This window comes from Roseomonas sp. HF4, from assembly GCF_005222755.1.
Classification (GTDB): Bacteria; Pseudomonadota; Alphaproteobacteria; order Acetobacterales; family Acetobacteraceae; genus Neoroseomonas.
Genome location: NZ_STGD01000011.1, coordinates 59262 through 85125, shown reverse-complemented (window position 1 = coordinate 85125; position 25864 = coordinate 59262). Strand labels below are relative to the sequence as shown.

The window sequence follows — 25864 nt, the reverse complement described above, 5'->3', positions numbered from 1 at the left end:
GGCCATCAACGGACCGCAGACATGACCGACATCCTGGTTCCGACGCTCGGCGAGAGCGTCTCCTCCGCCACCGTCGCCCGCTGGCTCAAGAAGGCCGGGGAGGCTGTCGCCGCCGACGAGCCGCTGGTCGAGCTCGAGACCGACAAGGTGACGGTGGAGGTCAACGCGCCCGCCGCCGGCGTGCTTGAGGCGATCGCCGCGGCCGAGGGCGCCGAGGTCGCGCCCGGCACCGTGCTCGGCTCGATCGCCGCCGGCGCGGCCGCCGCCGCGGCGCCCAAGGCCGCCGAGGCGCCGCAGCCCGCCGCTGCCCCCGCTGGACGCAAGACGGAGACGCCGCGCGCCGTCTCCGGCCCCGTCGCCGTGCCGGGCACGCATGCGCCGATGCCCGCCGCGGCGAAGCTGATGGCCGAGACCGGCGCCTCCGCCGCCGCGATCGGCGCGGGCACCGGCAAGGACGGGCGCATCACCAAGGGCGACGTACAGGACTTCCTCGCCCGCCCGGCCGCGGCGCCCGCCGCCGCCGCGCCGAAGCCCGCCCGCGCGCCGGCTGAAGGCGAGGAGCGCGTGAAGATGACGCGGCTCCGCGCCACCATCGCGCGCCGGCTGAAGGAGGCGCAGAACACCGCCGCCATGCTCACCACCTTCAACGAGGTGGACATGGGCGCGGCGATGGCGCTGCGCGCCGAGTACAAGGATGCGTTCGAGAAGAAGCACGGCGTGAAGCTCGGCTTCATGTCCTTCTTCGTGAAGGCCTGCGTGGCCGCGCTGAAGGAATTCCCCGCGGTCAACGCCGAGATCGACGGCGACGAGATCGTCTACAAGAACTTCGTGCATATGGGCATCGCGGTCGGCGGGCCTTCGGGCCTGGTGGTCCCGGTGGTGCGCGACGCCGATGCGATGTCCTTCGCCGAGATCGAGAAGACCATCGGCGCCTTCGGCAAGAAGGCCCGCGACGGCGCGCTGAAGCTCGACGAACTCGCCGGCGGGTCCTTCACCATCACCAATGGCGGCATCTACGGCTCACTGATGTCGACGCCGATCCTGAATCCCCCGCAATCGGGCATCCTCGGCATGCACAAGATCCAGGACCGGCCGATGGCCGTGGGCGGCAAGGTGGAGATCCGCCCGATGATGTATATTGCGCTGTCCTACGACCACCGGATCGTCGACGGGAAGGAAGCCGTATCCTTCCTTGTGCGGGTGAAGGAAAGCATCGAGGACCCGCGCCGCCTGATGCTCGACATCTGACGCGGCCGCGCAGCCACGGCCCGAGCAGCCAGGCCCGGGCCCAAGCAAGAAGGGGATTTTCATGCGAAGCCGGGAAGGCCAGTTCTCCGACGCACGCCCGATCCAGCGCAGCCGCGCGGAGAAGGAGAAACTGCTCAGGGAACTCAAGGACACGCTGGCGGGGCTGAAGCCGCACGCCTCGCCGGCGATGCGGACCACGCTGCAGGCGCGGATCCGCGAGATCGAGGCGGAACTCGGGATCCCGGCCAGGAAGTGACGGCCGCGCGCGCCGTCATGCCAGCGACCGCACGCGTTGATGCGTGAAGCGGTCGGGCGGCCGCCGGTATGGGTTTGATTTCGCGCGCAGCCGCCACACCGACCCTGCGCGCAGATATGTCCGGCGATAGTGGCGGCCGTATCAGACCGTCAGCAGACGGCGGACGGCCTCCTCGTCCAGCGTGCCCGGCGCGCCGGCGAGCGCCACCTCGCCGCGCACCATGATCGCGATGTGGTCCGCCAGGCCGCGGGCGAATTCGTAATACTGCTCGACCAGCAGCACGCCCATGCCGCGGTCCTTCGCCAGGTGCGCGATGACGCGGCCGATGTCCTTGATGACATTGGGCTGGATGCCTTCGGTCGGCTCGTCGAGAATCAGCAGGCGCGGGCGCGCGCAGAGCGCCCGCGCGATGGCCAGTTGCTGCTGCTGCCCGCCCGAGAGGTCGCCGCCGCGCCGGCGCAGGAAGTCGCGCAGCACGGGGAACAGGTCGAACACCTCCTGGTCCACGCTCGAGCCGCGCGGCGCGGCCGCGAGCGCCGTCTCGAGGTTTTCCTGCACCGTCAGGAAGGGAAAGATCTCCCGCCCCTGCGGCACGTAGCCAATGCCCGCGCGCGCACGTTCCGCCGGGCCAAGCCGGCTGATGTCGCGCCCCTCCCACATGATGCTGCCGGCACCGATGCGCTCCAACCCCATGACGGCGCGCAGCAGCGACGACTTGCCGACCCCGTTGCGGCCGAGCACGCAGGTGACGCGGCCGGCCTCGACCCCGAGCGACACGCCGCGCAGGCAGAGGCTGGCGCCGTAGGACAGGTCGATGGCGCGGACATCCAGCATTGCTCAGCGCCCCAGATAGACCTCGATCACGCGCGGGTCGTTCTGCACGTGGTCGATCGAGCCCTCGGACAGCACGGAGCCCTCGTGCAGCACCGTCACGCGCCGGCCGAGCGCGCGCACGAATTCGAGGTCGTGCTCCACCACCACCACGCTGCGCGTGCCGGCGATCGACACGAGCATCGCCGCGGTGTGCTCGGTCTCGGCATCGGTCATGCCGGCGACCGGCTCGTCGACCAGCAGCAATTCGGGGTCCTGCGCCAGCAGCATGGCGATCTCGAGCCACTGCCGCTGGCCGTGGGAGAGGATGCCGGCCGGGTCGTGCGCGCGGTCGGTCAGCCCGACCTCGGCTATGACCTGACCGATCCGGTCGGCGGCCTCGCCCGAGAGATGCCAGCGGATGCAGGCGATCGGCCCGCGCGGTGCCTTGAGCGCGAGCTCGACATTCTCGAACACCGTCAGGTCGTCGAACACCGTCGGCTTCTGGAACTTGCGCCCGATGCCGAGCGTCGCGATCGAGGCCTCGTCCATCCGCGTCAGGTCGGTCTCCCCGAAGCGCACGGTGCCCGCGGTCGGGCGCGTCTTGCCGGTGATGACATCCATCATCGTCGTCTTGCCCGCGCCGTTCGGGCCGATCACGGCGCGCAGCTCCCCGGGTTCGACGATCAGCGACAGGTTGTTCAGGGCCCGGAACCCGTCGAAGACGACCGAGACGCCGTCGAGGTAGAGCGCCCGACCCTTCATGCGTCGCGCCCCTTCCGGCGGCCGCCGAACAACCCGATCAACCCGCGCGGCAGCAGCAGCGTGACCGCAACGAACAGTCCGCCCAGGACGAACAGCCAGAGGTCCGGCGCGGCCGAGGTCAGCCAGGTCTTGAGCGCATTGACCGAGAAGGCGCCGAGCACCGCGCCGACCAGCGTGCCGCGCCCGCCGACCGCGACCCAGATCACCGCCTCGATCGAGTTGCCGGGGCTGAACTCGCCCGGGTTGATGATGCCGACCTGCGGCACGTAGAGCGCGCCGGCAAGGCCCGCCAGCATGGCGGACAGCACGAAGGCGAACAGCTTGTGCCGCGTCGTGTCGTAGCCGAGGAAGCGCGCGCGGCTCTCGGCGTCGCGGATCGCGGTCAGCACGCGCCCGTACTTGGTGCGCGTCAGCGCCGAGCAGACCAGGAAGGACGCGACCAGCGCGATGAGGGAGGCATAGAACAGCGCCGCCCGCGCCCCCGGCGTGCCGAGCGGCATGCCGAGCAGTTCCTTGAAATCCGTGAAGCCGTTGTTGCCGCCGAAGCCCATGTCGTTGCGGAAGAAGGCCAGCATCAGAGCGTAGGTCATCGCCTGCGTCAGGATCGAGAGATAGACGCCGGTGATGCGGCTGCGGAACGCCAGGAATCCCACCACCAGCGCCAGCGCGCCCGGCACCAGCAGCACCATCAGCATGGCGTAGGGAAAATGCTCGAAGCCGCGCCAGAACCAGGGCAGGTCCGTGTAGCCGAGGAAGACCATGAAGTCGGGCAGCACAGGATGTCCATAGGCACCGCGCGGCCCGATCAGCCGCATCAGGTGCATCCCCATCGCATAGCCGCCGAGCGCGAAGAATGCCCCGTGGCCGAGCGAGAGGATGCCCGCATAGCCCCAGGCCAGGTCGAGCGAGAGCGCCAGGATCGCGTAGCAGATCCATTTGCCCGTGACCGAGACGATGAAGTCCGACACGTGCAGCGCGTGGTCGGCCGGCAAGGTGTTCAGCGCCGGCAGGGCGGCGAGCAGCAGCACCGCGCCCGCCAGCCCCGCGCGGAAGCCGAGCCGCGCGCGCGAGTCGGCAGGATCGGCGAGGGTCGCGCTCACTGTTCCGCCGCCCGGCCCTTGAGGGCGAACAGCCCGCGCGGGCGCCGCTGGATGAACAGCATGATCGCGACCAGCACGAACACCTTGGCCAGCACCACGCCGGCATAGGGCTCCAGCACCTTGTTCACGACGCCGAGCGTCATGGCGCCGACCAGCGTGCCCGCCAGCGACCCCACGCCGCCGAACACCACCACCATGAAGCTGTCGATGATGTAGCTGGTGCCGAGGTTGGGGCTGACATTGTCGATCTGGCTGAGCGCCACGCCCGCGATGCCGGCGATGCCCGAGCCGAAGGCGAAGGTCAGCGCATCGACGCGCCCCGTGCGGATGCCCATGGCCGAGGCGATGCGCCGGTTCTGCGTCACCGCCCGCATCTCGAGCCCGAAGCGCGTGAGGCGGATGGCCGCGACCGTCAGCAGCAGCACGACGAGCGAGAAGACCAGGATCCAGAGCCGGTTCTGCGTGACCATGACGCCGAAGGGCAATTCCAGCGTCCCCTGCATCCAGGGCGGGCTGGTCACCTCCCGGTTCTGCGCCCCGAAGCCGAGGCGCACCGCCTGCTGGATCATCATGCCGACGCCGAAGGTCAGCAGCAGCGTCTCCAAAGGCCGGCCGTACAGGTGGCGGATCAGCCCGCGTTCCATCGCCGCACCACAAGCGGCCGCGACCAGGAAGGCGGCCGGCACCGCCAGCGGCAGCGACCAGGGCGCCAGCGCCGGGATGTCGCGCAGCGCCTCCTGCATCACGAAGGTCGTGTAGGCGCCGAGCATCACGAACTCGCCATGCGCCATGTTGATCACGCCCATCACGCCGAAGGTGACGGCGAGCCCGAGCGCGGCCAGCAGCAGCACCGAGCCGAGCGAGAGCCCCTGGAACAGCGTCTCGGCCGCGCGGCGGATCTCGAGCCGACGGTCGATCGCCGCGACCGCCGCCTCGATCTCCGCGCCGAGCGCCGGATTGCCCGCGCGCGCCTCCAGCAATACGGCCCGCGCCTCCGTCGAACTGGAGGCGCCGAGTGCGGATATGGCGGCACGCTTGGCGTCATCCTGGCCGGCCGCCAGGCGCGACGCGGCAAGCGCCAATTCCATCCGCGCGCGGATGGCGGCGACGCTCTCGCGCGCCAGCGCCGCCTCCAGCAGCGGGATGTTCTCGGCCGCACGGCTGCGGAAGACCGCTTCCGCGGCCGCCATGCGCTCGGCCGCATCGGGCGAGAGCAGGGACAGCCGCCCGAGCGCGCCACGCAGCGCCGCCCGCACGCGGTTGTTGATGCGGACGGGCTCGGCGCCCGCCGCATCGGCCGCGGCACCACCCGGGAACTCGGTCACGCGTTCGCCGTCCCGCAGCAGCAGCGTTCCGTCCGGGCGCTTCAGCAGCCGGCCGTCCGACAGCGCGCGGAGAACGGCCGCGGCACGCGGGTCACCCAGCGTGCCGAGCCGCTCGACGGTCTGCGCCTGCTGCGCGAAGCCGCCGGCGAGGCCCGGCAGCAACGCCTCGAATGCCTCCTGCCCGCGTGCCTGGAGCGGCGCGAGCAGGAGCAGCAGCAGGACGAGAAGCCGCGGCATCACCCGCGGCGGCGGTTCGCGTTCTCCGGGATGAAGGGCGACCAGTTCTCGGCCTGGATGGCGTTCGGCGTCTTCCAGACGATGTTGAACTGGCCGTTGGCCTGCACCTCGCCGATCATGACCGGCTTGGACAGGTGGTGGTTGCGGTGCATCTCCAGCGTGTAGCCGCTGGGGGCGTCCACCTTCTGGCCATACATCGCGGTGCGCACGGCATCGACCGCCGTGGTGCCGGCCTGCGCCACTGCCTGCGTCCACATCTTGAAGCCGACCAGCGTCGCCTCCATCGGGTCGTTCGTCACGCGGCGCGGGTTGTTGATGTAGGCCCGCCACATGTTCAGGAAGTCGGTGTTCACCGGCGACTGCACGGACATGAAGTAGTTCCAGGCCGCCAGGTGGCCGACCAGGGGACGGGTGTCGATGCCGGCCAGTTCCTCCTCGCCGACGGAGAAGGCAACGGAGGGGATGTCCTCGGCCTTGATCCCCTGATTGCCGAGCTCGCGGTAGAAGGGGACGTTGGCGTCCCCGTTGATGGTCGAGACGATCGCGGTGCGCTTGCCCTCGCCGGCGAAGCGCTTCACCCGCGCCACGATCCCCTGCCAGTCGGAATGTCCGAAGGGGGTGTATTCCTCCATGATGTCGGCATCGCTGATGCCCTTCGAATTGAGGAAGGCGCGCAGGATGCGGTTGGTGGTGCGCGGATATACGTAGTCCGTGCCGAGCAGCGCGATGCGCTTGGCCTCCCCGCCATCGGCGCCCATCAGGTACTCGACCGCCGGGATCGCCTGCTGGTTCGGCGCGGCGCCGGTATAGAAGATGTTGCGGCTTTCCTCCTCGCCCTCGTACTGGACGGGGTAGAAGAGCATGCCGTTCAGCTCCTCGAAGACCGGCAGCACAGATTTGCGGGACACGCTGGTCCAGCAGCCGAAGGTGACGTCCACGCGCGCCACCTGCAGCAGCTCGCGCGCCTTCTCGGCAAACAGTGGCCAGTTCGACGCCGGGTCGACCACCACCGCCTCGACCCGCCGGCCGAGCAGCCCGCCGCGGCCGTTGATCCAGTTCGTCATCATGAGGACGGTGTCGCGCAGCGCGGTCTCGCTGATCGCCATGGTGCCGGAGAGCGAATGCAGCACGCCGACCTTGATCGGCGCTGCCTGCGCGAGGGACGGGCGGATGGCGGGCAGCGTCAGCGCGCCGCCGAGGCCGGCCAGCGCCGCGCGCCGGGTGAAGGTGGAAAGGGTCATCGGGCAGCCTCCTCGCTGGGGCTCGCGCGACCGGATCGGGGCGCGCGGCGGGTCCGGCTGAAAAAGCGGAGCGAATTCCGTGCCAGCGTCCGTCGATGCGGTATCGCGCGCAGGGCGCGCCATGCCGAGCCACGGCCTGCCTCGTTCGCGGGCAGTCGGTGGTACTGGGTTCGCCACTCGCCTCAGGCGCGGGCAGTCGTCCGGATGAAGCCTGCCGCGCGTTCCGCCACCAGCATCACTGCCGGCTGGATGTTGGGCGAGGGGATCAGCGGGAAGGCCGAGGCATCCGCGACCCGGAGCCCCGCCACGCCGCGCAGGCGCAGCTCGGGGTCGAGCACGGCCCTCGGGTCCGTGCCCATCCGCGCCGTGCCGCAGGGGTGGAACACCGTGCCCGCCGTGGCGCGGATATTCGCCAGCACGGCCTCGTCCTCCGTCGCGGCTGGTCCGGGGCGCAGTTCCTCCTCGATCAAGGAGGCGAGCGGCGTCTCGGCCGCGATGCGCCGCGCGAGATGCGCCGCGCCGAGCATGACGCGCACGTCGTTCGGGTGGTCGAGGTAGTTGGCGCGGATGCGCGGCTTGTCCCGCACGTCGGGGGAGGCGAGCGACACCTCCCCGCGGCTGTCCGGCCGGCAGACGCCGTAATTCACCATGAAGCCCGGGAAGTCGTGCAGGCCGGCGGCGTAGTCGAAGGTCGAGAAGTTCACGAACAGGAACTGCACCTCCGCCTCCTCGGCGCCCGGCGTGACGCGCGCGAAGGCATTCGCCTCCCCCGCCCCGATCGCGAGCGGCCCGGTGCGGGAGAGCAGGTAGTCGAGCCCGATGCGCGCCTTCTTCAACGGCGAGAGCATGATCTCGTTCAGCGTGCCGCAGGGGCGCGCGCGGTAGATGCACTTCGCGATCAGGTGGTCCTGCAGGTTGCGCCCGACGCCCGGGCTGTGGTGCGCCACGGGAATGCCGAGCGCCTGCAGCGCCGCGCCGTCGCCGATGCCGGACAGCATCAGCAGCTTCGGCGTCTCGATCGCGCCGGCCGAGCAGACGACCTCGCGTGCCGCGCGGAAGGTCACGGGTTGCCCCCCCTGCAGCGCCTCGACCGCCACGGCGCGGCCGTCCTGCACGACGATTCGCGTCGCCAGCACGCCGGTCTCGACGCGAAGGTTACCGCGCGCCATGGCGGGGCGGAGGTATTCCCGCGCCGTGGAGGAGCGCCGGCCGCCGTTGACGTTGAGCTGCACGGGGCCGGCGCCGTCGATCGGCCGGCCATTGTTCCAGTCGGCGTTGCGCGGAAGCCCGGCTGCGACGCAGGCCTCGACGAAGGCGGCGGCGGCGGGGGCGAGGCGCCGCGGTTCCCGCACATGGATCGCGCCGGCGTCGCCGCGTGCCGGGTCGGGCGGGCCGTCCCAGGTCTCGATGCGGCGGAAGACCGGCGCAACCTCCTCGTAGGACCAGCCGCGCGCGCCCGCCTGAGCCCAACGGTCGTAGTCGTGCGGGGAGCCGCGCAGGTAGACGAGCCCGTTCACGCTGCCCGACCCGCCCAGCACCTTGCCGCGCGGCCAGTGGATGCGCCGGCCGTCGAGGTTGGGCTCCGGCTCGGTCTCGTAGCGCCAGTCGTACTTGCCGCTGCCGTAGAGCTTGGCGTAGCCCGCCGGCAGCGAGATCCAGATGTCGCGGTCGGGCGGCCCGGCCTCAAGCAGGAGCACGCGGCAGGACGGGTCCTCGCTCAGCCGCGCCGCGACGATACAGCCGGCCGAGCCGCCGCCGACCACGACGACATCGGCCGCCTGCTCCATCCTCTATTCCTCGAGCCGCAGGTTGGTGCGGTTGACGTAGTCGCGCCAGCGGCCCTGCTCGGCGACGAAGTAGGCGCGCGCCGCCTCGGGCGTGTTGTCGCCGGGCCAGGGGTCGAGCGCGGCGGTCTTGAAGCGGTCGCGCAGCTGCGCGTCGGCCAGGGCGTCGCGGATGGCGCGGTTCAGCCGCGCCGTCACCTCGCGCGGCATGTTGGGCGGACCGATGATGGCGTACCAGTTCACCAGGTCGAAGCCGGCGACGCCGCTTTCGGCCAGCGTCGGGATATCGGGGAAGGAGACGGAGCGCTCGGCCGAGGTCACGGCGATGCCGCGGATGCGCCCGCCCTGGATCTGCGCCGCGGCCGAGGCGAGCGCGGCGGTGCCCCAGCCGGTCTCGCCGCGCGCGATGCTCTCGACCATCAGCCCGCCCGAGCGGTAGGGCACGTTCGGGAAGCGCCCGCCGCGACCGAGCTGGTTGACCAGCAGCTCGGCGGCGAAATGCGTCGCGTTGGCAACGCCGGATGTCGCGAAGGGCAGCGATTCCGGCTCGGCGGTGCGCAGCCGCGCGACCATCTCCTGCGCCGTGCGGGCCGGGAAGTCGGGCCGCGTGATCAGCACGTAGGGCGTCGTGCAGACCATCGCGACCTGCGTGAAGTCCTCGACCGGGTTGTATGGCGTGCCGCGCCGCACTGCATGCGGCAGCAGCGCGTGGGAGGAGCTTTCGGTCAGCATCAGGATATAGCCGTCGGCCGGTTGGCGCCGCAGCCAGTCGGAGGCGACGCGCCCGGCCGCGCCCGGCCGGTTCTCGACCACCACGCGCGCATCGGGGCCGAGGAAGCCCTGCATGCGCTCGCCCACCAGGCGGGCCGAGATGTCTGTCGAGCCGCCGGGCGCATAGCCGCTGACCAGCGTGATCGCGCGGGACGGGAAGCCCTGCGCGCGCACCGCGGGGGCGGCGAGCACGAAGGCGCTGGCAAGCAGGTTGCGTCGGAGCATCTGGACGTGGTTCCCCCTCGGTTTCATTCTTCTGCCGGCCGAGTGTGCCGCGGCCGCGGCGGCGCGCAAGGGCCGTCGCGCGGTCAGGCCGCCAGGGCCCGCGCGAAGACCGCCGGGTCGACGTTGCCGCCGCTGACCACGACGCCGATCACGCCGCCCTTCGCTGCGACCTTGCCCGCGAGCACGGCCGCGAGCGCCACGGCACCGCCGGGTTCCGCCACGATCTTGAGGTGCTCGAACGCGAAGCGCATGGCGCGGAAGATCTCCGCTTCCGTGACGACGACGCCGCCTGCCAAATGCCGGTGGTTGATCGCGAAGGTCAGCGCGCCCGGCTGCTTCGCGAGCAGCGCGTCGCAGAGGCCGCTGCCCGGCGCCTCGTTGGCGACGCGCCGCCCGGCTTCGAGGGACCGCCGCGTGTCGTCCCAGCCCTCGGGCTCGACGGCGAAGACCTCGGCCTTGGGCGCCAGCGCCTCGAGCGCCAGGACGCAGCCCGCGGTCAGGCCCCCGCCGCCCGTGCAGACCGCGAAGGCGTCCGGCACCAGGCCGAGCGCGCCGGCATCCTCCAGCAGCTCGAGCGCCGCGGTCCCCTGCCCCGCGATCACGTCCGGGTGGTCGAAGGGCGGGATGAGCGTCGCGCCGCGCTCGGCGGCCAGCGTCTCGGCCAGCGCGTCGCGGTCCACGCCGTGGCGGTCGAAGGTCACGATCTCGGCGCCCCAGCGGCGCGTCGCCTCGACCTTGATGGCGGGCGCGTCGGACGGCATTGCGATGGTCGCCGCCATGCCGAGCATGTGCGCCGCCGCCGCGCAGGCCTGGCCGTGATTGCCCGAGGAATGCGTCACGATGCCGCCGCGCCGCGCCTCGGGCGGCAGCAGCAGGGCGGCGTTGGTCGCGCCGCGCAGCTTGAAGGACCCGGTGCGCTGCAGCGGCTCGGGCTTCACCACCACCGTCGCGCCCGTGATCTGGTCGAGCAGCCGGTGGCGCAACAGGGGCGTATGGACGATCCGGCCGGCGAGCCGGGCGGCGGCGGCGCGGACCTGCTCGAAGCCTGGCAGCGGCGCGGTCATGCCGCGGCCTTCCGCGCGAAGCGCAGCGGGTCGCAGAGCGGCACGGCGGCGGCCAGGTCCCCGGGATCCTGGCCGGCGACGAGCGCGGCCAGCAACCGCCCGGCCGCCGGCGCCGTCTGCATCCCGTAGCCGCCCTGCCCGACCATCCAGAAGAACCCCTTCTCGGTGCCTACGCCGATCGCGAGGCCGCGGTCGGGCGTGAAGCTGCGCAGCCCGGCCCAGCGATGCTCGATGCGCGAGACCGGGATTTCGAGCGCCTGCTGCATCCGGTCCACGGCGACGGCGACGTCGAACTCGTCGGGCTGCGCGTCGCAGGGGTCGCTGTCGGTCTCGTCGGCGGGGCTCACCATCAGCTTGCGCCGCGCCTCAGCGCGCACGTACCAGGAATGGCCGGCATCGCCGAGCAGCGGCCAGTCCGCGCAGTCATGCGCGCCCGGGTCGATGATGCAGGCGGTCCGGCGCTTCGGCTGCAGGCCGATGGGCGCGAGGCCTGCGATCCGCGCCACCTCGTCGCCCCAGGCGCCGGCCGCGTTCACGACGACGGGCGCCGAGAAGACCGCGCCCGATGCCGTTTCCGCATGCCAGGCGCCGCCCTGGCGCCAGATCCGCCCGGCGCGGCTTCGCAGCGCCAGCGCGCCGCCGGCCGCGCGCGCCTGGCGGAGGAAACCCTGGTGCATGGCGGCGACGTCGATGTCGAAGCAATCGGCCTCGATCGCCGCCAACGCCGCGTAGCCGGGGCGGAGGGCCGGCACCATGGCGCGCACCCGGTCCAGCGGGATCTCGCGCATGTCGGCGCCCTCGGCGATCATGGCACGGAGGTCCGCCACCTGGTCCGCCGGCGCCAGGTGGACAACGGGCCGCGCGCGCATCAGGGGTGCATCGGCGAAGCCCGGCGGCGGCGCCTCGAAGAAGCCGCGCGAGGCCGCGGTGAAGATGCGCGCGTCGGGGCTGCCGTAGTTGCGGATCCAGATGGCGGCGGAGCGGCCCGTGGCGTGGTACCCGGCGGTCTCCTCGGCCTCGAGCAGCGCGACGCGGCGGGTGGCGGAGAGGTGCGCGGCAGCCGTCGCGCCGGCGATTCCGGCGCCGATGACGATGGCGTCGAAGGCGTGGTGTTCCATGGGATGCAAGCCTGCGCCGGGGTGCCGCTGCGGGCAAGTGTCGGCAATTTCGGGCCGGGGACGGTTGCAATGCATGATTTTCCGCGCCTAACCTGAGCGTCACCGACGAGCGGGCCCGTCATTGAGGCCCGCCCCGGGGAGAGAACGGAAGGGAAAGCATGTCCAAGAACGGGATCACCCGGCGCAATGCGCTGCGCAACGGGGCTGGCGTACTGGCGGCGACGGCGGTCGGGGCGCCGATGGTTCACGCCCAGGGGACCGGCGGCACGATCCGCTGCGGCTTCTGGGACCACTGGGTGCCGGCCGGCAACGGCGCGCTGCGCGAACTCTGCGCCGAATGGGGCACGCGCAACCGTGTCGAGGTGAACATCGACTTCATCACCTCGGTCGGCAACCAGAACCTGCTGACCATCGCGGCGCAGGCGCAGAGCCGGTCGGGCCACGACCTGCTGTCCTTCCCGACCTGGGAGCCCGCCGCGAAGGCGGAACTGCTGGAACCCGTCGACGACGTTATGGGCCGGCTGATCCAGAAGTACGGCGCGGTGACGCCGGCCGCCGAATACCTCGGCAAGATCCGCGGCAAGTGGGTGGCGATTCCCGCCGTCTCCGGCACGCAGATGAAGCCCGCCTGTGTCCGCTTCGACCTGTTCCAGCAGCATGCCGGGATCGACATCCGCGCCATGTGGCCGGCGCGCAACGAACGCGGCCCCGGCGCCGACACCTGGACCTGGGACACCTTCCTGACGGCGGCGGAGAAGTGCCACGCCGCGGGCTTCCCCTTCGGCATCCCGATGGGATCCTTCACGGACGCGGTCGACCTGGTCGGCGCGCTGATGGCGTCCTACGGCGCCTTCATGATGGATGCGCGGGGCAACCCCACCGTGCGCGGCAACGCGAAGCTGCGCACTGCGGTTGAATACCTGGTGCGGCTGTCGCGCTTTCTGCCCAACGACGTCTGGGCCTGGGACGACGCCTCGAACAACCGGGCGCTGATCTCGGGCCGCTCGGCGATGATCTTCAACCCGCCCTCCGCCTGGGCGGTGGCGAAGCGCGATGCGCCGCAGGTCGCGGCGAATTGCTGGACCGTGCCGGTGCCGGCCGGGCCGGAGGGCCGCTTCACGCCGTACCTGCCATATTTCTGGGGCATCTGGTCGTTCAGCCGGCAGAAGCCCGCGGCCAAGGGGCTGCTCGAGTTCCTGTCGGAGCGCACCAGCGCCGAGAAGCAGACCACGACGTCGAACGGCTACGACATCCCGCCGTTCCTGAGCATGAACGACTTCCCGGTCTGGGCCACTGAAGGCCCGCCGGTCGGCACCGTGTTCAACTATCCGCAGAAGCCGCACCACAATGCGCAGACCAGCATCGCCATGGCGCCCGCACCGGCCGAGTTCGCGGTGCAGGCCTATCAGCAGGCGCTGAACACCAAGGTCGTCGCGCGCGTGGTTCAGGGCGGCGAGACGATCGACCAGTCGCTGGCCTGGCTCGAGCGGGAACTGACCAACATCCGCCGCGGCGGCTGACGCCAGGGACCGGGTGCGGGCGGATGGCATCGCGCCGTCCGCCCGGCCTGCAACGACAAGGGAGAGCAGCATGGCAGCCGACGGCAGTCTGGCCGTGAGCGATGCATCGGGCGTCAGCCGAGGATCCGCCAACACGATGCAGAGATTCGCGCGGCGGCGATCGACGATCGCCTTCGTCATGACGTTGCCGCTGCTCGTTGTCATCGTCGGGCTGGTCGCCTATCCGGCGGTCTACGCGATCTACCTCTCGACGCTGAACCGGCGCATGACGGAATTCGCCGGGCTGCTGAACTTCGAACTGCTGTTTGAAAGCGACACCTTCTGGAACGTCGCCTTCCAATCCTGCTTCTTCGCCATCACGGCGGTGCTGCTGAAGGCGTCGATCGGCTTCTGGCTGGCGCACATGCTGCACCACATCCCGAACAAGGGGCAGCGCAAGTGGCGCGGCATGCTGCTGGTGCCCTGGGTCATCCCGCCCGCGCTCTCCACCCTGGGTTGGTGGTGGATGTTCGACCCGTCCTATTCGTCGATCAACTGGCTGCTGGCGGTGATCTCGGTGCCCGAGGTGCCGTGGCTCGGCCATCACTGGTGGGCGCGCATCGCCATCATCATGGTCAATGTCTGGATCGGCACGCCGTTCTTCATGATCATGTACCTGGCGGCGCTCAAGTCCGTGCCGGAGCAGCTGTACGAAGCCGCGGCGATCGACGGCGCATCGTCCTGGCAAAGGCTACGCTACGTCACGTTGCCGATGATGGCGAACATCATCTCGATCACCGTGCTGTTCAGCCTGATCGTCACCTTCGCGAACTACGACATCGTGCGCGTGCTGACAAATGGCGGCCCGCGCGACCTGACGCATGTCTTCGCGTCCTACGCCTTCCAGGTCGGCATCCTGTCGGGGAACATCCCGCGTGGCGCGGCAGTGTCGCTGTTCATGTTCCCGATCCTCGCGATCTGCGCCTTCTTCGTGCTGCGCAGCGTCACCCGGCGCAACAAGGAGCAGATGTGATGTCGGCGACCGCCGCGGAGCCGGGCGCGCCCGGCATCTACCACAAGGCCGGCAGCCTTTCGCGTGAGCGGCGCTGGGCGCTGTGGACAGCCTATGCGTCGCTGACCGTGGCCGCCATCATCTTCCTGGCGCCGCCTTTCTACATGCTGATCACCAGCTTCAAGACCAGTGCCGAGGTGGCCGGCATGACCGGCAACCCGTGGCTGGTGCGCGACCCGACGCTCGAGAACTACTGGGCGATCCTCGCGAATCCGATGTTCGCGCGCTTCATGCTGAACAGCATCATCATCACGGCCTGCGTCGTGGCGCTGACGATGGTGATCTCGATCCTCGCCGCCTTCGCGCTGGCTCGGATGCGCTTCTTCGGAAGCCAGGTGTTGGCGACGGGCGTGTTCCTCACCTACCTCGTGCCGGACACGTTGCTGTTCATTCCATTGTACCAGATCGTCGGCGGGCTCGGCCTGCTGAACTCGATCTGGGGGCTTATCCTGGTCTATCCGACGCTGACGGTGCCGTTCTGCACCTGGATCATGATCGGCTACTTCGCCTCCATCCCGAAGGAACTGGACGAGGCGGCGCTGATCGACGGCGCCACCTGGCCGCAGATGTTGCTGAAGATCTTCATCCCCGTCGCCCTGCCCGGGATCATCGCGGCAACGATCTTCGCCTTCACCGTGTCCTGGGCGGCCTTCGTCTACCCCACCGCCTTCGTCACCACGCCCGACCAGATGCCGCTGACCATCGGCGTCGTGTCGCAGCTGGTACGCGCGGACACCTTCGCGTGGGGGCAGATCATGGCCGGAGCGCTGATGGCGGCGCTGCCGCCGGTGATCATCTACGCCTTTCTCATGGACTACTACATCGCCGGGCTGACCGCCGGCGCCACCAAGGGTTGAGGACCGAGCATGGCCGAGGTTTCGCTTCGCAAGATCATCAAGGCCTATGAAGGCGGCGTGCAGGCGGTCAAGGGCATCGACCTCGAGATCGACGACCATGAGTTCGTCGTCCTCGTGGGCCCTTCCGGCTGCGGCAAGTCCACGACGCTGCGCATGATCGCGGGCCTCGAGGAGATCACGGGCGGCGACATCGCGATCGGCGGCACCATTGTCAACGACATCCCGCCGCGCGACCGCGACATCGCCATGGTGTTCCAGAACTACGCGCTCTATCCGCACATGAGCGTCTACGAGAACATGGCCTTCGGCCTGACGCTCCGGAAGTTCCCGAAGGCCGAGATCGACAAGCGCGTGAAGAACGCGGCCGAGATCCTCGACATCACGCCGCTGCTCGAACGCAAGCCCAAGGCCCTGTCGGGCGGTCAGCGCCAGCGCGTCGCCATGGGCCGCGCCATCGTGCGCAACCCCAAGGTCTTCCTGTTCGACGAGCCGCTGTCGAACCTCGACGCCAAGCTGCGCGTGCAGATGCGCACCGAGATCAAGAAGGTCCACCAGCGGGTCAAGACCACCACCATCTACGTCACGCACGACCAGGTGGAGGCCATGACGCTGGCCGACCGCGTCGTGGTGATGAACCACGGCATCATCGAGCAGGTCGGCCCGCCGCAGGAACTGTACCACAGCCCGGCGACCAAGTTTGTCGCGGGCTTCATCGGCAGCCCGGCGATGAACTTCTTCCCGGCGCGACTCGAGGAGGCTTCGGGCGCGCTCCGCCTCCACCTGCCGCAGGACATCGTGCTCGAGGTGCCGGAGGCGCGTGCCGCGCGCTACCGCTCCTACGCCGGCAAGCAGGTGCTGTTCGGCATCCGCCCCGAGCACCTGACCGACGACAAGCCGACCGATAAGACCAATCCCGCGCCGCTCACCCTCACGCCCGAGGTGATCGAGCCGATGGGCATGGAGACGCTGGCGCACTTCAAGATCGACGGCGCCGAGATCTCGGCCAGGCTCGACCCCGAGACGCCGGCCAGGGCAGGAGAGCCGCTGCGCCTGATCGCGCACATGGACCAGATGCACCTGATCGACCCCACCACCGACAAGGTGATCTGAATGAAACGCCTGGAAGGAAAGTCCGCCTGGGTCACCGGCGCGGGAAGCGGAATCGGCCGCGCCATCGCCGTCGCCTTCGCGCAGCAGGGTGCCAAGGTCGCGCTGACCGGCCGACGCACCGGGCCGCTCGAGGAGACGGCGGCGATGATCGGCGCCGCCGCCATCGTCGTGCCTGCCGACCTGACCGATGAGGCGCAAGTCGCGGCCGCGCTCGCGAAGGTCGAGGGCGGTATCGGCGGCCCCGACATCCTGGTGAACAACGCCGGCGTGAACCTGCCGAAGCGCTACCTGCACCAGCTGACGCCGGACGCGATCCGCACGCTGGTGGACGGCAACCTCACCGCGCCGTTCATGACCTCGGTCGCCGTGCTGCCGGGGATGCGCAAGCGCGGCGGCGGGCACCTGATCCAGATCGCGTCCATGGCGGGGAAGAACATCTCCTTCCTTTCGGGACCCGGCTACACGGCGGCCAAGCACGGCTTCGTGGCGCTGTCGCAGGCGATCAACCAGGAGAACGGGATCCACAACATCCGCTCCTGCTGCATCTGCCCCGGGGAGGTCGCGACCGACATCCTGAAGAACCGCCCCGAGCCCGTGCCGCAGGAGGATCTCGAGCGCCTGCTGCAGCCCGAGGACATCGCGGCGATGGCGCTGTTCGTCGCGACCATGCCGCCGCGGGCCAACATCACCGAGATGCTGGTCACGCCCACCTACATGCGCCTGCTCGCGCCGCAGGCCCGCAAGATCGCCGCGATGTAGACGGTTGCGGGGGAGGAGAATCTCCCCCGCCGCCCCCACCCTTCCTTGGTTTCTGGCGCCAGGTAGCAAAGAAGGTTGGGGGGGTTCGGGGGGAAGTTCTCTTCCCCCCGTTTCTTTTTTCCCTCCGCAGGACCACCCATGGACACCCAGCACATCCCCGCCGAGGCCCTCACCGCCCTGGTGCGCGACGTCTTCCTCGCCGCAGGTTGCGACGCCGCGGAATCGGGCCGCATCGCGACGCACCTGGTCGGCGCCAACCTCGCCGGCCATGACAGCCACGGCGTGGTGCGCGTGCCACGCTATGTCGAATGGCTGGAAGCCGGCTTCGTCGTGAAGGGCCAGACCGCCGACGTGGTGACCGACGGCGGATCCTTCGCGGTGCTCGACGGCAAGTGGGGCTTCGGCCAGACCGTGGCGCCGCAGGCGGTCGCGCTCGGCATCGCGCGTGCGCAGGAACATGGCGCCTGCATCACCGCGTTGCGCAACGCCGGCCATATCGGCCGCGCCGGGGACTACGCGGAACAGGCGATCGCCGCCGGGCTGATCTCGATCCATTTCGTCAACGTCGCCGGCAGCGTGCTCGTGGCGCCCTTCGGCGGCACGGAGCGGCGCTTCTCGACCGCGCCGGTCAGCATCGGGGTGCCGCTGCCGGGTCGGCCGCTGGTGCTCGACTTCGCGACCTCGCTGGTCGCCGAGGGCAAGGTGCTGGTCGCCTCCTCCGGCGGCAAGAAGCTGCCCGAGGGCGCGCTGATCGAGCCCGACGGCCGGCTGTCCACCGACCCGCACACGCTCTATGGCGCCTATGACGCGGTCGGGCCGCGCAACCCCTCCGGCGGTGCCGGCGCCATCCGCGCCTTCGGCGAGCACAAGGGCTCGGGCCTCGCCTTCATGTGCGAGATGCTGGCGGGCTGCCTCACCGCCGGCGGCACCTCCGGCCCGGTCACGGGGCGCGGGCGGATCGCCAACGGGATGCTCTCGATCTTCCTGTCGCCCAGGCATTTCGGCACGCAGGCGGAATTCGAGCGCATGGGCCTCGCCTATGCCGAATGGGTCGCCGCCTGCCGTCCGGCGGATCCGTCCGCGCCCGTGCGGCTGCCCGGCGAGCCCGAGGCGGAGCGCCGTGCGGAGCGCCTGGCGCAGGGCGTGCCGCTGCCGGCGGAGACCTGGTCGAACATCCTCGCCACGGCGACGCGGCTCGGGGTCAAGAGCCCCGTCTGACGCGCGGCGCACGAATGTCGGGCCTGCGGCCCGGCGGGAGTCCGGCGAAGCCAGGGCGGCGGGACGATCACCGCTCAGCGTCCGAGGGCTCTCCTGGTCGCCAAGCGCCGCGTCGCCCCGTGAGGATCTGCCGGGGCAGCGCGCGATCCGGCGGGCGCCGACCGGATCGGTCCTGGTGCGTTGGCCGAGCGCGGTGCCGAAGACGTGGACCCGGGCGAGATCGACCACTGCGACGGGCATGCCGGCGGCGCCGAGCGCGGCGGCTGCAAGACCCATACCGAGCGGGCGAAGGATTCACCTTCGTCCCCCTCAGACGCGTCGTACCGAAGGCACGCCTGCGGCGTGCCGCGCCGCGCATCCGCGCGGCCTGGCTTCGCGGCACAGGCCGCGGCGCCCGTTCGGGCGCTCGGCCCTCCGGGCCGCAGGTCGGAACTTCGTCCGCCGGGTATTACAGGGGCATGAAACGAGGCAGCTGCCAGAGGTCGATTCCTCGACCGCTGGCCCTAAGCGCCGGCCATCTCCGCCAGCGGCCAGCGCGGTCGCGGCGCATGGTCGAGCGGGTCCGTGAGCCCCGCCCGCAGTCGCTCGATCCCCGCCCAGGCCACCATCACCGCGTTGTCGGTGCAAAGGCGCAGCGGCGGCGCGAGCATCGGCACCCCCGCCATCCCGGCGACGCGCGCAAGCGCGGCGCGCACCGCCTGGTTGGCCGCGACGCCGCCCGCCACCACGATCGCGCTTGCCTCCGGCAGCAGGCCGAGCGCGTTGCGCGCGCGGTCGGCCAGCACGGCGGCGACGGCGGCCTGGAACCCGGCCGCGATGTCGGCATGCGCCGCGCCGCCCGCCGCCACCGCCCGCGCCACGGCGGTCTTGAGGCCCGAGAAGGAAAAGTCGCAGCCCGGCCGCCCGAGCAGCGGCCGCGGCAGCGCCACCGCCCGCGCATCGCCCTGCGCCGCCAACCGCTCCAGATGCGGCCCACCCGGCCAGGGCAGGCCCATCAGCTTGGCCGCCTTGTCGAAGGCCTCCCCCACCGCGTCGTCGAGCGTGCTGCCGAGCCGCCGGTAGCGCCCCAGCCCTTCCACGGCGACGCATTGGCAATGCCCGCCCGAGACCAGCAGCAGCAGGTAGGGGAAGGCGGGCGGGCCGTCGGGCAGCAGGCCGGGCAGGCGGGCCGTCAGCGCATGCGCCTCCAGGTGGTTCACCGCCACGAAGGGCAGCCCGCGCGCGATCGCGACGCCCTTGCCGAAGCAGGCGCCCACGATCAGCCCGCCGATCAGCCCGGGCCCCGAGGTCGCCGCCACCGCGCCGAGATCCGCGAAGCCGAGCCCGGCGCGGTGCAGGACACGCTCCGCGAGGCCCGGCAGCGCGTCGAGATGCGCGCGTGCCGCGATCTCGGGCACCACGCCGCCGAACGCCGCGTGCTCGCGTTCCTGGCTCAGCACCGCCTCGGCCAGGATGCGGCCGTCCGGCGCCAGCACGGCGGCGGCCGTCTCGTCGCAGCTGCTCTCGAGCCCCAGCACCGGCCTGTCCACTGCGAAGCCACCTTCCGCGCCCATGGGCGGGGTTCTATGACGGGACCATGCCTCCTGCCCATAGCGGCACCCTGCCGCAGCACCGTCGCGCCCTGCCGCTGCGCGTCGGCACCCGCGCCTCGCCCCTCGCGCTCTGGCAGACGCGGGATTTCCTGCTGCGCGTCACGCGCTTCTGCCCCGTGCTGCGCGACGCGGAGGCCTTCGAGGAACACCAACTCATCACCTCCGGCGACCGCATCCAGGACCGCCTGCTGTCCGAGATCGGCGGCAAGGGCCTGTTCGCGAAGGAGATCCACGAGGCGCTGCTCGACCGCCGGATCGACTTCGCCGTCCATTCGCTGAAGGACCTCGAGACCGAGATGCCGCCCGGCATCGTGCTGGCCTGCACCCTGAAGCGGGAGGACGCGCGCGACGCCCTGCTGCCGGGCCCCGCGCTGCCGCGCTGCGACGCCGCCGACCCCTTCGCGGCGCTGCCGCGGGGCGCGGTGATCGGGACGTCGTCGGTCCGGCGCCAGTCCCAGCTGCTGCACCGCCGGCCGGACCTGACCGTCGTGATGTTCCGCGGCAACGTGCAGACGCGCCTGCGCAAGCTGGCCGAGGGCGAGGCCGCGGCGACGCTGCTGGCGCTGGCCGGGCTGCGGCGGCTCGGCCTCGATCCCGAGGGCAGCGTCGCGATCGACCCGGAGGCGATGGTGCCCTCCGCCGGGCAGGGCATCGTCGGCGTCACGGTGCGCGCCGACGACACCGAGCTGCGCGAGCTTCTCGCCGCCATCGAGGACCCCGAGGCACGCGCCGTCTCATCCGCCGAGCGCGCGCTGCTCGCGGCGCTCGACGGGTCCTGCCGCACGCCGATCGGCGGCCATGCGCGCCTGCTGCCGGACGGGCGGCTGCGCCTGACCGGCCTGGTCGCGCGCGCCGACGGATCCTTCCTGCTGAAGCGGACGGAGGAAGGGGCGGCGGCGGATGCCGTGCGGATTGGCGACGCGCTCGGCCAGGCGCTGCGGCGGGACAGCCCCGCCGATCTCTTTGCGTGAAGGGCGCGCCGGTCCGGGCGCGGCGCGGGCCGGTGCCGCGCCGGATCGCCGGGCGCTGGCCGAGCCCCCGCGCCGGGGCGGGACCCGCGTCGCGGCCGCTGGGCGTGCGCGGACGGACGCCGCGACCGGCGGCCCGCTTGCGCGGCACGCTCTGCGCCTCGGCGCGGTCTGCGCGGCGCTGGCGCTTGTCGCTCTGCAAGCGCCCGCCACGAGAGCCCAGGACGCCGTCCCGGGCCTCGGCCGCACCGACACCCGCCGTCCCGTGCCGCCCGAACGCGCGCCCTGGAACGCAGTGGGCGAGGTCGAGACCACGGCCGGCAGCCGCTGCACCGGCACGCTGGTCGCGCCGCGCAGCGTCCTGACGGCGCAGCACTGCCTGCTGACCGCCGACCAGGCCGGCCTCGTGCCCCCGCGCGACATCACCTTTCGCGTCGGCGGCCGCACGGCCCGCGCCACCGCGCTGCGCCACGGCCCGGGCTTCGACCCGCAGCGCGAGGAACCGTGGCGCGCCGACTGGGCGGTGCTAACGCTCGACGCGCCGCTCGGCACCGGACGGGCGCTGCGGCTCTCGGCCGAGCCGCCGCGGGAAGGGCTCGCGCTGGCGCTGCCCGGATGGCAGCACGACCGGCCGGGCGTGCTGATGGCCGACCTCGGCTGCCGCGTCGTCATCTTCGGGACCTTCGGCCCGCAGGGGATGCTGGTCGGGCACAATTGCGCGGGCACGCTCGGCAGCAGCGGCGCGCCGCTGATCGCGCGCGGCGAGGATGGCGGCTTCGTGGTGGTGGGGGTGCAGGCGAAGGCGGCACTCGGACGGCCGCTCGGCGTCGCGGTGCCGGCCTTCGCTATTCCGCTGCGGTGAGAGCGGAAAGGCCGGGGGAGGGGAACCTCCCCCGGGGCCCCCTCCCTTCTTTGGAATTCCGCGTCAGGCGTCCCGCAGGGGGCCTAGGATCTCGGCGTCGTGCTCGCCGGGCTTGGGCAGGTCGAGGCGCAGCGGCAGGCGGGCATCGCCGAACTGCATCGGCAGCGCCGGCACCGCGCCCGGCCGGCCATCCGGCAACGTGATGGGCACCAGCCCGCCGCTGGCCTTGAGATGCGGATCCTCGAACAGGTCCCAGGGCCTCGCGATGCGGGAGAAGGGCAGGCCGGCCCGCTCGCACATCGCTTCCAGCGCCGCGACGTCGTGCTTCGCGATCAGCGTCTGCACCAGCGGGATCAGCGTCTCGCGGCGTTGCGCGCGGTCGGTGTTGGTGGCGTAGGCGGGGTCGTCCAGTACGGGTTCCCGCAACTCGCGCCGGAAGATCTCCCATTGCCGGTCGGTCACGACGCCGATGAAGATCTGCTGGCCGTCCTTGGTGTCGAACACGTCGTAGACGCCCCAGGCGCGGCGGCCGGCCGGCATCGGCGTCGGGTCCTGCCCGGTCATCGCCTGCTGCAGCATGGCGGTCGAGACGAGAAAGGCGGCGTTCTCGAACAGCCCCGACTGCAGATGCTGGCCGCGGCCGGTCGCGTCCCGCTGGCGCAGCGCCGCCATGATGGCGATGGCGCCGAACATGCCGCCCATCATGTCGTTGACCGGCGCGCCGGCCCGCAGCGGCCGCCCCGGTGGGCCGGTCATGTAGGCGAGGCCGGACTGCATCTGCACCACCTCGTCCAGCGCGGTGCGGTTCTCGTAGGGCCCGGGGAGATATCCCTTGAGCGAGAGGTAGATCAGCCGCGGGTTGCGCGCCGACAGCGCGGCATGGCCGAGGCCCTTCGCCTCGAGACCGCCGGGGCGGAAATTCTCGATGACCACGTCGGCGGTGTCGATCAGGCGCCTGAGCGTCTCGAGGTCGGCCTCGTCCTCGGTATCCAGCTGCACGGATTTCTTGTTGCGGCTGAAGGCCGGGAAGAAGCCGGTGCCGGATGAGGTGAGGTAGCGCGTGCGGTCGCCCTTGCCGGGGGGTTCCACCTTGATGACCTCGGCGCCGAGGTCGGCCAGCACCAGGCCGCAGGTGGGGCCCATGACCATGTGGGAGAACTCGACGACGCGGATGCCGGCGAGGGGGAGCGGGGCGGGAGACATGCTTCGATCCTCAGGAATTGGAGGGGCCTTGCCCCACCAAGCCACCCCACCCGAGGCCGAAGGGCCTTTGCAAACCATCATCGGCTGCCGGGCGGTGGGGGCGGGCCGGGGCGCCATGCAGCATGTCCCGGCCGCGATGCCCGGAGGGCGCGCCGAGGCATCGTGCCGCCCATCCTGCCCGGTGCCAAAGGATGGTTTGCAAAGGCCTTTCGGCCTTTGCCGGGTCCAGGGCGGAGCCCTGGCCGAGAGGTCTGGAGGGGCGGAGCCCCTCCGGATCGCGACCTGGCCTGGACGGGCCCAGCCCCACCCTCACGCCGCCCGCGCCTTCGCCCGGAACCCTGTCAGCGACCCGCCGCGCAGCAGCGCCGAGGGCAGCGTGCGCCCCAGGATCCGTTCCGCGAGATGTCCCGCCGCGATCAGCGCGTCGATGTCGATCCCCGTGGCGATGCCCATTTCCTCGCAGAGCATCACCAGCTCCTCCGTCGCGATGTTGCCCGGCGCGCCGGCGTGGCCCGCGAAGGGGCAGCCGCCCGTGCCGCCCACCGCCGCGTCGAAGTCCGCCACGCCGAGGCGCAGCCCCGCCAGCGCATTGGCGATGCCGAGCCCGCGCGTGTCGTGCAGGTGCAGCGACACCGCCTGGCCGGGCCAGCGCGTGCGTACCTCGCCCACCACGCGCTCGACCAGCAGCGGGTTGGCCCAGCCCATGCTGTCGGCCAGCGAGATGCGCTCGATCGTGCAGCCGGTCTCGGCCGCGAGCGCCATGGCGTCGGCCACCGCCGCGACCGCCTGCGCGGGCGCGATGTCGCCGGCGAAGTTGCAGCCGAAGGCCGCCTGGACCGAGACGCGGTTCACCGGCACGCCGGCGGCCAGGTGCCCGGCCACGTTCTCGCGCATCGCCGCGATCTGCCCGGCGCGGTCGCGGTTGAGGTTCCGGCGCGAGAAGGCCTCCGACGCCGCGACGGTGATCGAGCCGTAGACGGACAGCCGGTCGCGGAAGGCGAGCGCGCGCGCCAGCCCCTGCGGGTTGAACCACAGCGCGGTGAAGGCGACACCCGGCCGCGGCGCGATGCCGGCGACCACCGCATCCGCATCCGCCCAGCCCGGCACGCGCTTCGGGCTCACGAAGGACGCGACCTGCAGCCGCGCGACGCCGGTCGCCGAGAGCGCGTCGATCAGCGCGATCTTGTCCGCCGTCTGCAAGGGCTCGGGGGCGATCTGGAAGCCCTCGCGCGGGCCTTCCTCGGTGATGCGCACGGCGCGCGGCAGGTCGGTCATGGGCCCCTCCTCATGCGTGCGGTCAGACTACGCCGCCCCGGTGCGACGGAACACCACGGTCATGTTGTTGGCGGGCATCTCCGTCGCCTCGGGCGGGCCGAAGCCTTCGCGCGCCGCCAGCGCCGCCACCGCCTCGAGGTCCCTGACGCCCCAGGCCGGGTCGCGCGCGCGGAGGCTTTCGTCGAAGGCCGCGTTGGACGGTGCGGTATGCGCGCCGCCGCGCCGGAAGGGGCCATAGAGCACCAGCATCGCGCCGAGTGCCGCGGCGCCGCGCACCAGGCCCTCGCAGGCGGCCCAGGGGGCGATGTGGATCATGTTGATGCAGAGCGCGGCATCGGCGGCGGTCGCCGGCCAGGGCAGGCGCGCCGCATCGAGCGCGAGCGCGGGGCGGATGTTCGGCGCGCCGGCGGCCCAGGCGTCGATGCTGGCGCGCGCATCGGCATCCGGGTCACTCGGCTGGAAGGTGAGCGCCGGCAGCGCGGCGGCAAGGTGCGCGCAATGCTCGCCGGAGCCGCTCGCGACCTCCAGCACCAGGCCGCGCGGCGGCAGCACGCGGCGCAGCACGTCGAGGATGGCATCGCGGTTGCGCGCGGCAGCGGGGGCGAAGCGGCGCGGGTCGGTCATGGCCGGACGTGGGGGGGAGGGGAACCTCCCCCGCGCCCCCTCCCTTCTCTGGAATTCCGCCCTTGCCGGGTCACGGCACCAGGACCTCCGGGGCGAGGGCGCAGTAGACGTCGCCGCTGTTGGCGGCGTGCGGCAGGGCGGCGATCCAGGCGGACATCGCGGCGGCATCCACCGGGGCGGGATGGGCGAAGGCCATCCCCTCCCCCAGGCAGGCATTGAAGGCGCGGTAGCCGAGCGCGGAGAGCAAGCCGAGGCAGTCCGCCGCCACGCCGCGCTGGATGGTGGTGAACTCGAAGGACAGGGCGCGTGGCGGGCGCGTCAGGCCGCGCAGCACGGCGGCCTCGAAGCCCTCGACGTCGATTTTCACGAAGGCCGGCAGGCCATGGCGCATCGCGAGCGCGTCGAGCGTGGTGAGGGGGCGCGCGATCTCGGCATCCCAGCGCTGGCCCTCCCACCCCGGGGCACCGTCGGCGGCGGCGATGAAATCGGCGCTGGCGGTGGCGACGGTCGGGTTCGCGGTGTTCAGGCGGAGCACGGCCTCGCCCGCGGACGCCCCGACCAGCGCCTGCACCAGCGTCACGCCGGGATCGCCGCGGAACAGCAGGCGCAGCGCGCGCGCGAGCCGCGGTTGGGGCTCGACCGCGACGACGCGGGCGCCGAGCCGCCGGAAACTCGCCGTGCGGTCGCCGACATGCGTGCCGACATCGAAGGCGAGGTCGCCGGGCCTGAGGAAGCGCGCGTGGAAGGCATCGAGCAGCGCCGCGCGGCCAGGCGCGTAATAGGTGCGGAGCGAGGCGCCGACGGCTTTCGCGAAGCCGGTCATGGCAACAGGCCGGGGGAGGGTGAACCTCCCCCTGACCCCCTCCCTTCTTCGGGTTTCT

At 71.7% G+C, this 25864-nt stretch carries 24 protein-coding genes; 10 read left to right on the top strand and 14 right to left on the bottom strand.

Annotated features, from left to right (window positions below; translation table 11 throughout):
* Window positions 1-21: 21 nt before the first annotated feature.
* Both odhB and E8M80_RS16885 read left to right on the top strand, forming a co-directional pair.
* A complete protein-coding gene (gene odhB / locus E8M80_RS16890; protein ID WP_137126888.1) occupies window positions 22-1248 on the top strand; it encodes a 2-oxoglutarate dehydrogenase complex dihydrolipoyllysine-residue succinyltransferase in 1227 nt (408 codons plus the stop codon).
* A 61-nt stretch (window positions 1249-1309) separates the two neighbouring features.
* Window positions 1310-1504 (top strand): hypothetical protein, encoded by a 195-nt coding sequence (locus E8M80_RS16885; protein WP_137126887.1) that lies wholly within the window; start codon window positions 1310-1312, stop codon window positions 1502-1504.
* Between the two features lie 141 nt (window positions 1505-1645).
* Here the strand turns inward: E8M80_RS16885 and urtE are convergent, their stop codons facing one another.
* From urtE to E8M80_RS16840, 9 genes are all read right to left on the bottom strand, one after another.
* A complete protein-coding gene (gene urtE / locus E8M80_RS16880; protein ID WP_137126886.1) occupies window positions 1646-2338 on the bottom strand; it encodes an urea ABC transporter ATP-binding subunit UrtE in 693 nt (230 codons plus the stop codon).
* Between the two features lie 3 nt (window positions 2339-2341).
* Window positions 2342-3079: an urea ABC transporter ATP-binding protein UrtD gene (gene urtD / locus E8M80_RS16875; RefSeq protein ID WP_137126885.1), complete on the bottom strand. Its 738-nt coding sequence runs from the start codon at window positions 3077-3079 to the stop codon at window positions 2342-2344.
* Window positions 3076-4179 (bottom strand): urea ABC transporter permease subunit UrtC, encoded by a 1104-nt coding sequence (gene urtC / locus E8M80_RS16870; protein WP_170979465.1) that lies wholly within the window; start codon window positions 4177-4179, stop codon window positions 3076-3078. Before urtC ends, urtD begins: the two co-directional genes overlap by 4 nt.
* Complete coding sequence (gene urtB / locus E8M80_RS16865) at window positions 4176-5741, bottom strand: urea ABC transporter permease subunit UrtB (protein WP_137126884.1); 1566 nt, start codon at window positions 5739-5741, stop codon at window positions 4176-4178. Before urtB ends, urtC begins: the two co-directional genes overlap by 4 nt.
* Window positions 5741-6982, bottom strand: a complete 1242-nt coding sequence (gene urtA / locus E8M80_RS16860; RefSeq protein ID WP_137126883.1) for an urea ABC transporter substrate-binding protein — start codon at window positions 6980-6982, stop codon at window positions 5741-5743. Before urtA ends, urtB begins: the two co-directional genes overlap by 1 nt.
* Window positions 6983-7164: 182 nt before the next feature.
* Window positions 7165-8769, bottom strand: coding sequence for a GMC family oxidoreductase (locus E8M80_RS16855; RefSeq protein WP_137126882.1), 1605 nt, complete (start codon window positions 8767-8769; stop codon window positions 7165-7167).
* A 3-nt stretch (window positions 8770-8772) separates the two neighbouring features.
* Window positions 8773-9762, bottom strand: a complete 990-nt coding sequence (locus E8M80_RS16850; RefSeq protein ID WP_170979464.1) for a tripartite tricarboxylate transporter substrate binding protein — start codon at window positions 9760-9762, stop codon at window positions 8773-8775.
* Between the two features lie 83 nt (window positions 9763-9845).
* Window positions 9846-10826: a threonine/serine dehydratase gene (locus E8M80_RS16845; RefSeq protein WP_137126880.1), complete on the bottom strand. Its 981-nt coding sequence runs from the start codon at window positions 10824-10826 to the stop codon at window positions 9846-9848.
* Window positions 10823-11944, bottom strand: coding sequence for an FAD-binding oxidoreductase (locus E8M80_RS16840; RefSeq protein ID WP_137126879.1), 1122 nt, complete (start codon window positions 11942-11944; stop codon window positions 10823-10825). The genes E8M80_RS16845 and E8M80_RS16840 overlap by 4 nt, the downstream gene beginning before the upstream one ends.
* Before the next feature lie 158 nt (window positions 11945-12102).
* Here E8M80_RS16840 and E8M80_RS16835 point away from each other — a divergent pair, with 158 nt between their 5' ends.
* From E8M80_RS16835 to E8M80_RS16810, 6 genes are all read left to right on the top strand, one after another.
* Window positions 12103-13464 carry an ABC transporter substrate-binding protein gene (locus E8M80_RS16835; RefSeq protein ID WP_137126878.1) on the top strand — a complete coding sequence of 454 codons (1362 nt, stop codon included), beginning with the start codon at window positions 12103-12105 and terminating at the stop codon, window positions 13462-13464.
* A gap of 136 nt (window positions 13465-13600) precedes the next feature.
* Window positions 13601-14476: a carbohydrate ABC transporter permease gene (locus E8M80_RS16830; RefSeq protein ID WP_240790082.1), complete on the top strand. Its 876-nt coding sequence runs from the start codon at window positions 13601-13603 to the stop codon at window positions 14474-14476.
* Complete coding sequence (locus tag E8M80_RS16825) at window positions 14476-15372, top strand: carbohydrate ABC transporter permease (RefSeq protein ID WP_137126876.1); 897 nt, start codon at window positions 14476-14478, stop codon at window positions 15370-15372. Before E8M80_RS16830 ends, E8M80_RS16825 begins: the two co-directional genes overlap by 1 nt.
* A gap of 9 nt (window positions 15373-15381) precedes the next feature.
* Window positions 15382-16482: an ABC transporter ATP-binding protein gene (locus E8M80_RS16820; RefSeq protein WP_137126875.1), complete on the top strand. Its 1101-nt coding sequence runs from the start codon at window positions 15382-15384 to the stop codon at window positions 16480-16482.
* A complete protein-coding gene (locus tag E8M80_RS16815) occupies window positions 16483-17241 on the top strand; it encodes an SDR family oxidoreductase (protein ID WP_137126874.1) in 759 nt (252 codons plus the stop codon). It begins immediately after the preceding gene.
* A gap of 138 nt (window positions 17242-17379) precedes the next feature.
* Window positions 17380-18459 carry a malate/lactate/ureidoglycolate dehydrogenase gene (locus E8M80_RS16810; protein ID WP_137126873.1) on the top strand — a complete coding sequence of 360 codons (1080 nt, stop codon included), beginning with the start codon at window positions 17380-17382 and terminating at the stop codon, window positions 18457-18459.
* A 503-nt stretch (window positions 18460-18962) separates the two neighbouring features.
* Here the strand turns inward: E8M80_RS16810 and tsaD are convergent.
* Window positions 18963-20012, bottom strand: coding sequence for a tRNA (adenosine(37)-N6)-threonylcarbamoyltransferase complex transferase subunit TsaD (gene tsaD / locus E8M80_RS16805; protein WP_137126872.1), 1050 nt, complete (start codon window positions 20010-20012; stop codon window positions 18963-18965).
* 23 nt (window positions 20013-20035) lie between these two features.
* Between tsaD and hemC the strand changes: the two genes are divergently transcribed.
* The gene (hemC, locus tag E8M80_RS16800; protein ID WP_137126871.1) at window positions 20036-21022 is read left to right on the top strand and encodes a hydroxymethylbilane synthase; all 987 of its coding nucleotides are present in this window, start codon (window positions 20036-20038) and stop codon (window positions 21020-21022) included.
* Window positions 21023-21284: 262 nt separating this feature from the next.
* Window positions 21285-21881: a serine protease gene (locus tag E8M80_RS16795; protein WP_170979463.1), complete on the top strand. Its 597-nt coding sequence runs from the start codon at window positions 21285-21287 to the stop codon at window positions 21879-21881.
* A 63-nt stretch (window positions 21882-21944) separates the two neighbouring features.
* On the opposite strand, the gene E8M80_RS16790 is transcribed toward E8M80_RS16795, so the two are convergent.
* The 4 genes from E8M80_RS16790 to E8M80_RS16775 form a co-directional block, all read right to left on the bottom strand.
* Entirely contained in the window at window positions 21945-23084 is a 1140-nt protein-coding gene (locus tag E8M80_RS16790; RefSeq protein ID WP_137126869.1) for a CaiB/BaiF CoA-transferase family protein, read from the bottom strand.
* Window positions 23085-23393: 309 nt separating this feature from the next.
* A complete protein-coding gene (locus E8M80_RS16785; protein WP_137126868.1) occupies window positions 23394-24359 on the bottom strand; it encodes a hydroxymethylglutaryl-CoA lyase in 966 nt (321 codons plus the stop codon).
* A gap of 27 nt (window positions 24360-24386) precedes the next feature.
* Window positions 24387-24983, bottom strand: coding sequence for a DUF938 domain-containing protein (locus E8M80_RS16780; RefSeq protein ID WP_137126867.1), 597 nt, complete (start codon window positions 24981-24983; stop codon window positions 24387-24389).
* A 70-nt stretch (window positions 24984-25053) separates the two neighbouring features.
* Window positions 25054-25806: an FkbM family methyltransferase gene (locus E8M80_RS16775; protein ID WP_137126866.1), complete on the bottom strand. Its 753-nt coding sequence runs from the start codon at window positions 25804-25806 to the stop codon at window positions 25054-25056.
* Window positions 25807-25864: the final 58 nt, after the last annotated feature.

Coding starts and splice junctions, on each gene's coding strand:
- urtB (WP_137126884.1), bottom strand. CDS start 5,741: ATGCCGCGGCTTCTCGTCCTGCTGCTGCTCCTGCTCGCGCCGCTCCAG.
- E8M80_RS16780 (WP_137126867.1), bottom strand. CDS start 24,983: ATGACCGACCCGCGCCGCTTCGCCCCCGCTGCCGCGCGCAACCGCGAT.
- E8M80_RS16830 (WP_240790082.1), top strand. CDS start 13,601: ATGCAGAGATTCGCGCGGCGGCGATCGACGATCGCCTTCGTCATGACG.
- E8M80_RS16855 (WP_137126882.1), bottom strand. CDS start 8,769: ATGGAGCAGGCGGCCGATGTCGTCGTGGTCGGCGGCGGCTCGGCCGGC.
- urtE (WP_137126886.1), bottom strand. CDS start 2,338: ATGCTGGATGTCCGCGCCATCGACCTGTCCTACGGCGCCAGCCTCTGC.
- urtA (WP_137126883.1), bottom strand. CDS start 6,982: ATGACCCTTTCCACCTTCACCCGGCGCGCGGCGCTGGCCGGCCTCGGC.
- E8M80_RS16850 (WP_170979464.1), bottom strand. CDS start 9,762: ATGCTCCGACGCAACCTGCTTGCCAGCGCCTTCGTGCTCGCCGCCCCC.
- E8M80_RS16785 (WP_137126868.1), bottom strand. CDS start 24,359: ATGACCGACCTGCCGCGCGCCGTGCGCATCACCGAGGAAGGCCCGCGC.
- E8M80_RS16810 (WP_137126873.1), top strand. CDS start 17,380: ATGGACACCCAGCACATCCCCGCCGAGGCCCTCACCGCCCTGGTGCGC.
- E8M80_RS16820 (WP_137126875.1), top strand. CDS start 15,382: ATGGCCGAGGTTTCGCTTCGCAAGATCATCAAGGCCTATGAAGGCGGC.
- odhB (WP_137126888.1), top strand. CDS start 22: ATGACCGACATCCTGGTTCCGACGCTCGGCGAGAGCGTCTCCTCCGCC.
- E8M80_RS16775 (WP_137126866.1), bottom strand. CDS start 25,806: ATGACCGGCTTCGCGAAAGCCGTCGGCGCCTCGCTCCGCACCTATTAC.
- urtD (WP_137126885.1), bottom strand. CDS start 3,079: ATGAAGGGTCGGGCGCTCTACCTCGACGGCGTCTCGGTCGTCTTCGAC.
- E8M80_RS16840 (WP_137126879.1), bottom strand. CDS start 11,944: ATGGAACACCACGCCTTCGACGCCATCGTCATCGGCGCCGGAATCGCC.
- hemC (WP_137126871.1), top strand. CDS start 20,036: ATGCCTCCTGCCCATAGCGGCACCCTGCCGCAGCACCGTCGCGCCCTG.
- E8M80_RS16885 (WP_137126887.1), top strand. CDS start 1,310: ATGCGAAGCCGGGAAGGCCAGTTCTCCGACGCACGCCCGATCCAGCGC.
- E8M80_RS16835 (WP_137126878.1), top strand. CDS start 12,103: ATGTCCAAGAACGGGATCACCCGGCGCAATGCGCTGCGCAACGGGGCT.
- tsaD (WP_137126872.1), bottom strand. CDS start 20,012: ATGGGCGCGGAAGGTGGCTTCGCAGTGGACAGGCCGGTGCTGGGGCTC.
- E8M80_RS16815 (WP_137126874.1), top strand. CDS start 16,483: ATGAAACGCCTGGAAGGAAAGTCCGCCTGGGTCACCGGCGCGGGAAGC.
- E8M80_RS16790 (WP_137126869.1), bottom strand. CDS start 23,084: ATGTCTCCCGCCCCGCTCCCCCTCGCCGGCATCCGCGTCGTCGAGTTC.
- E8M80_RS16825 (WP_137126876.1), top strand. CDS start 14,476: ATGTCGGCGACCGCCGCGGAGCCGGGCGCGCCCGGCATCTACCACAAG.
- E8M80_RS16845 (WP_137126880.1), bottom strand. CDS start 10,826: ATGACCGCGCCGCTGCCAGGCTTCGAGCAGGTCCGCGCCGCCGCCGCC.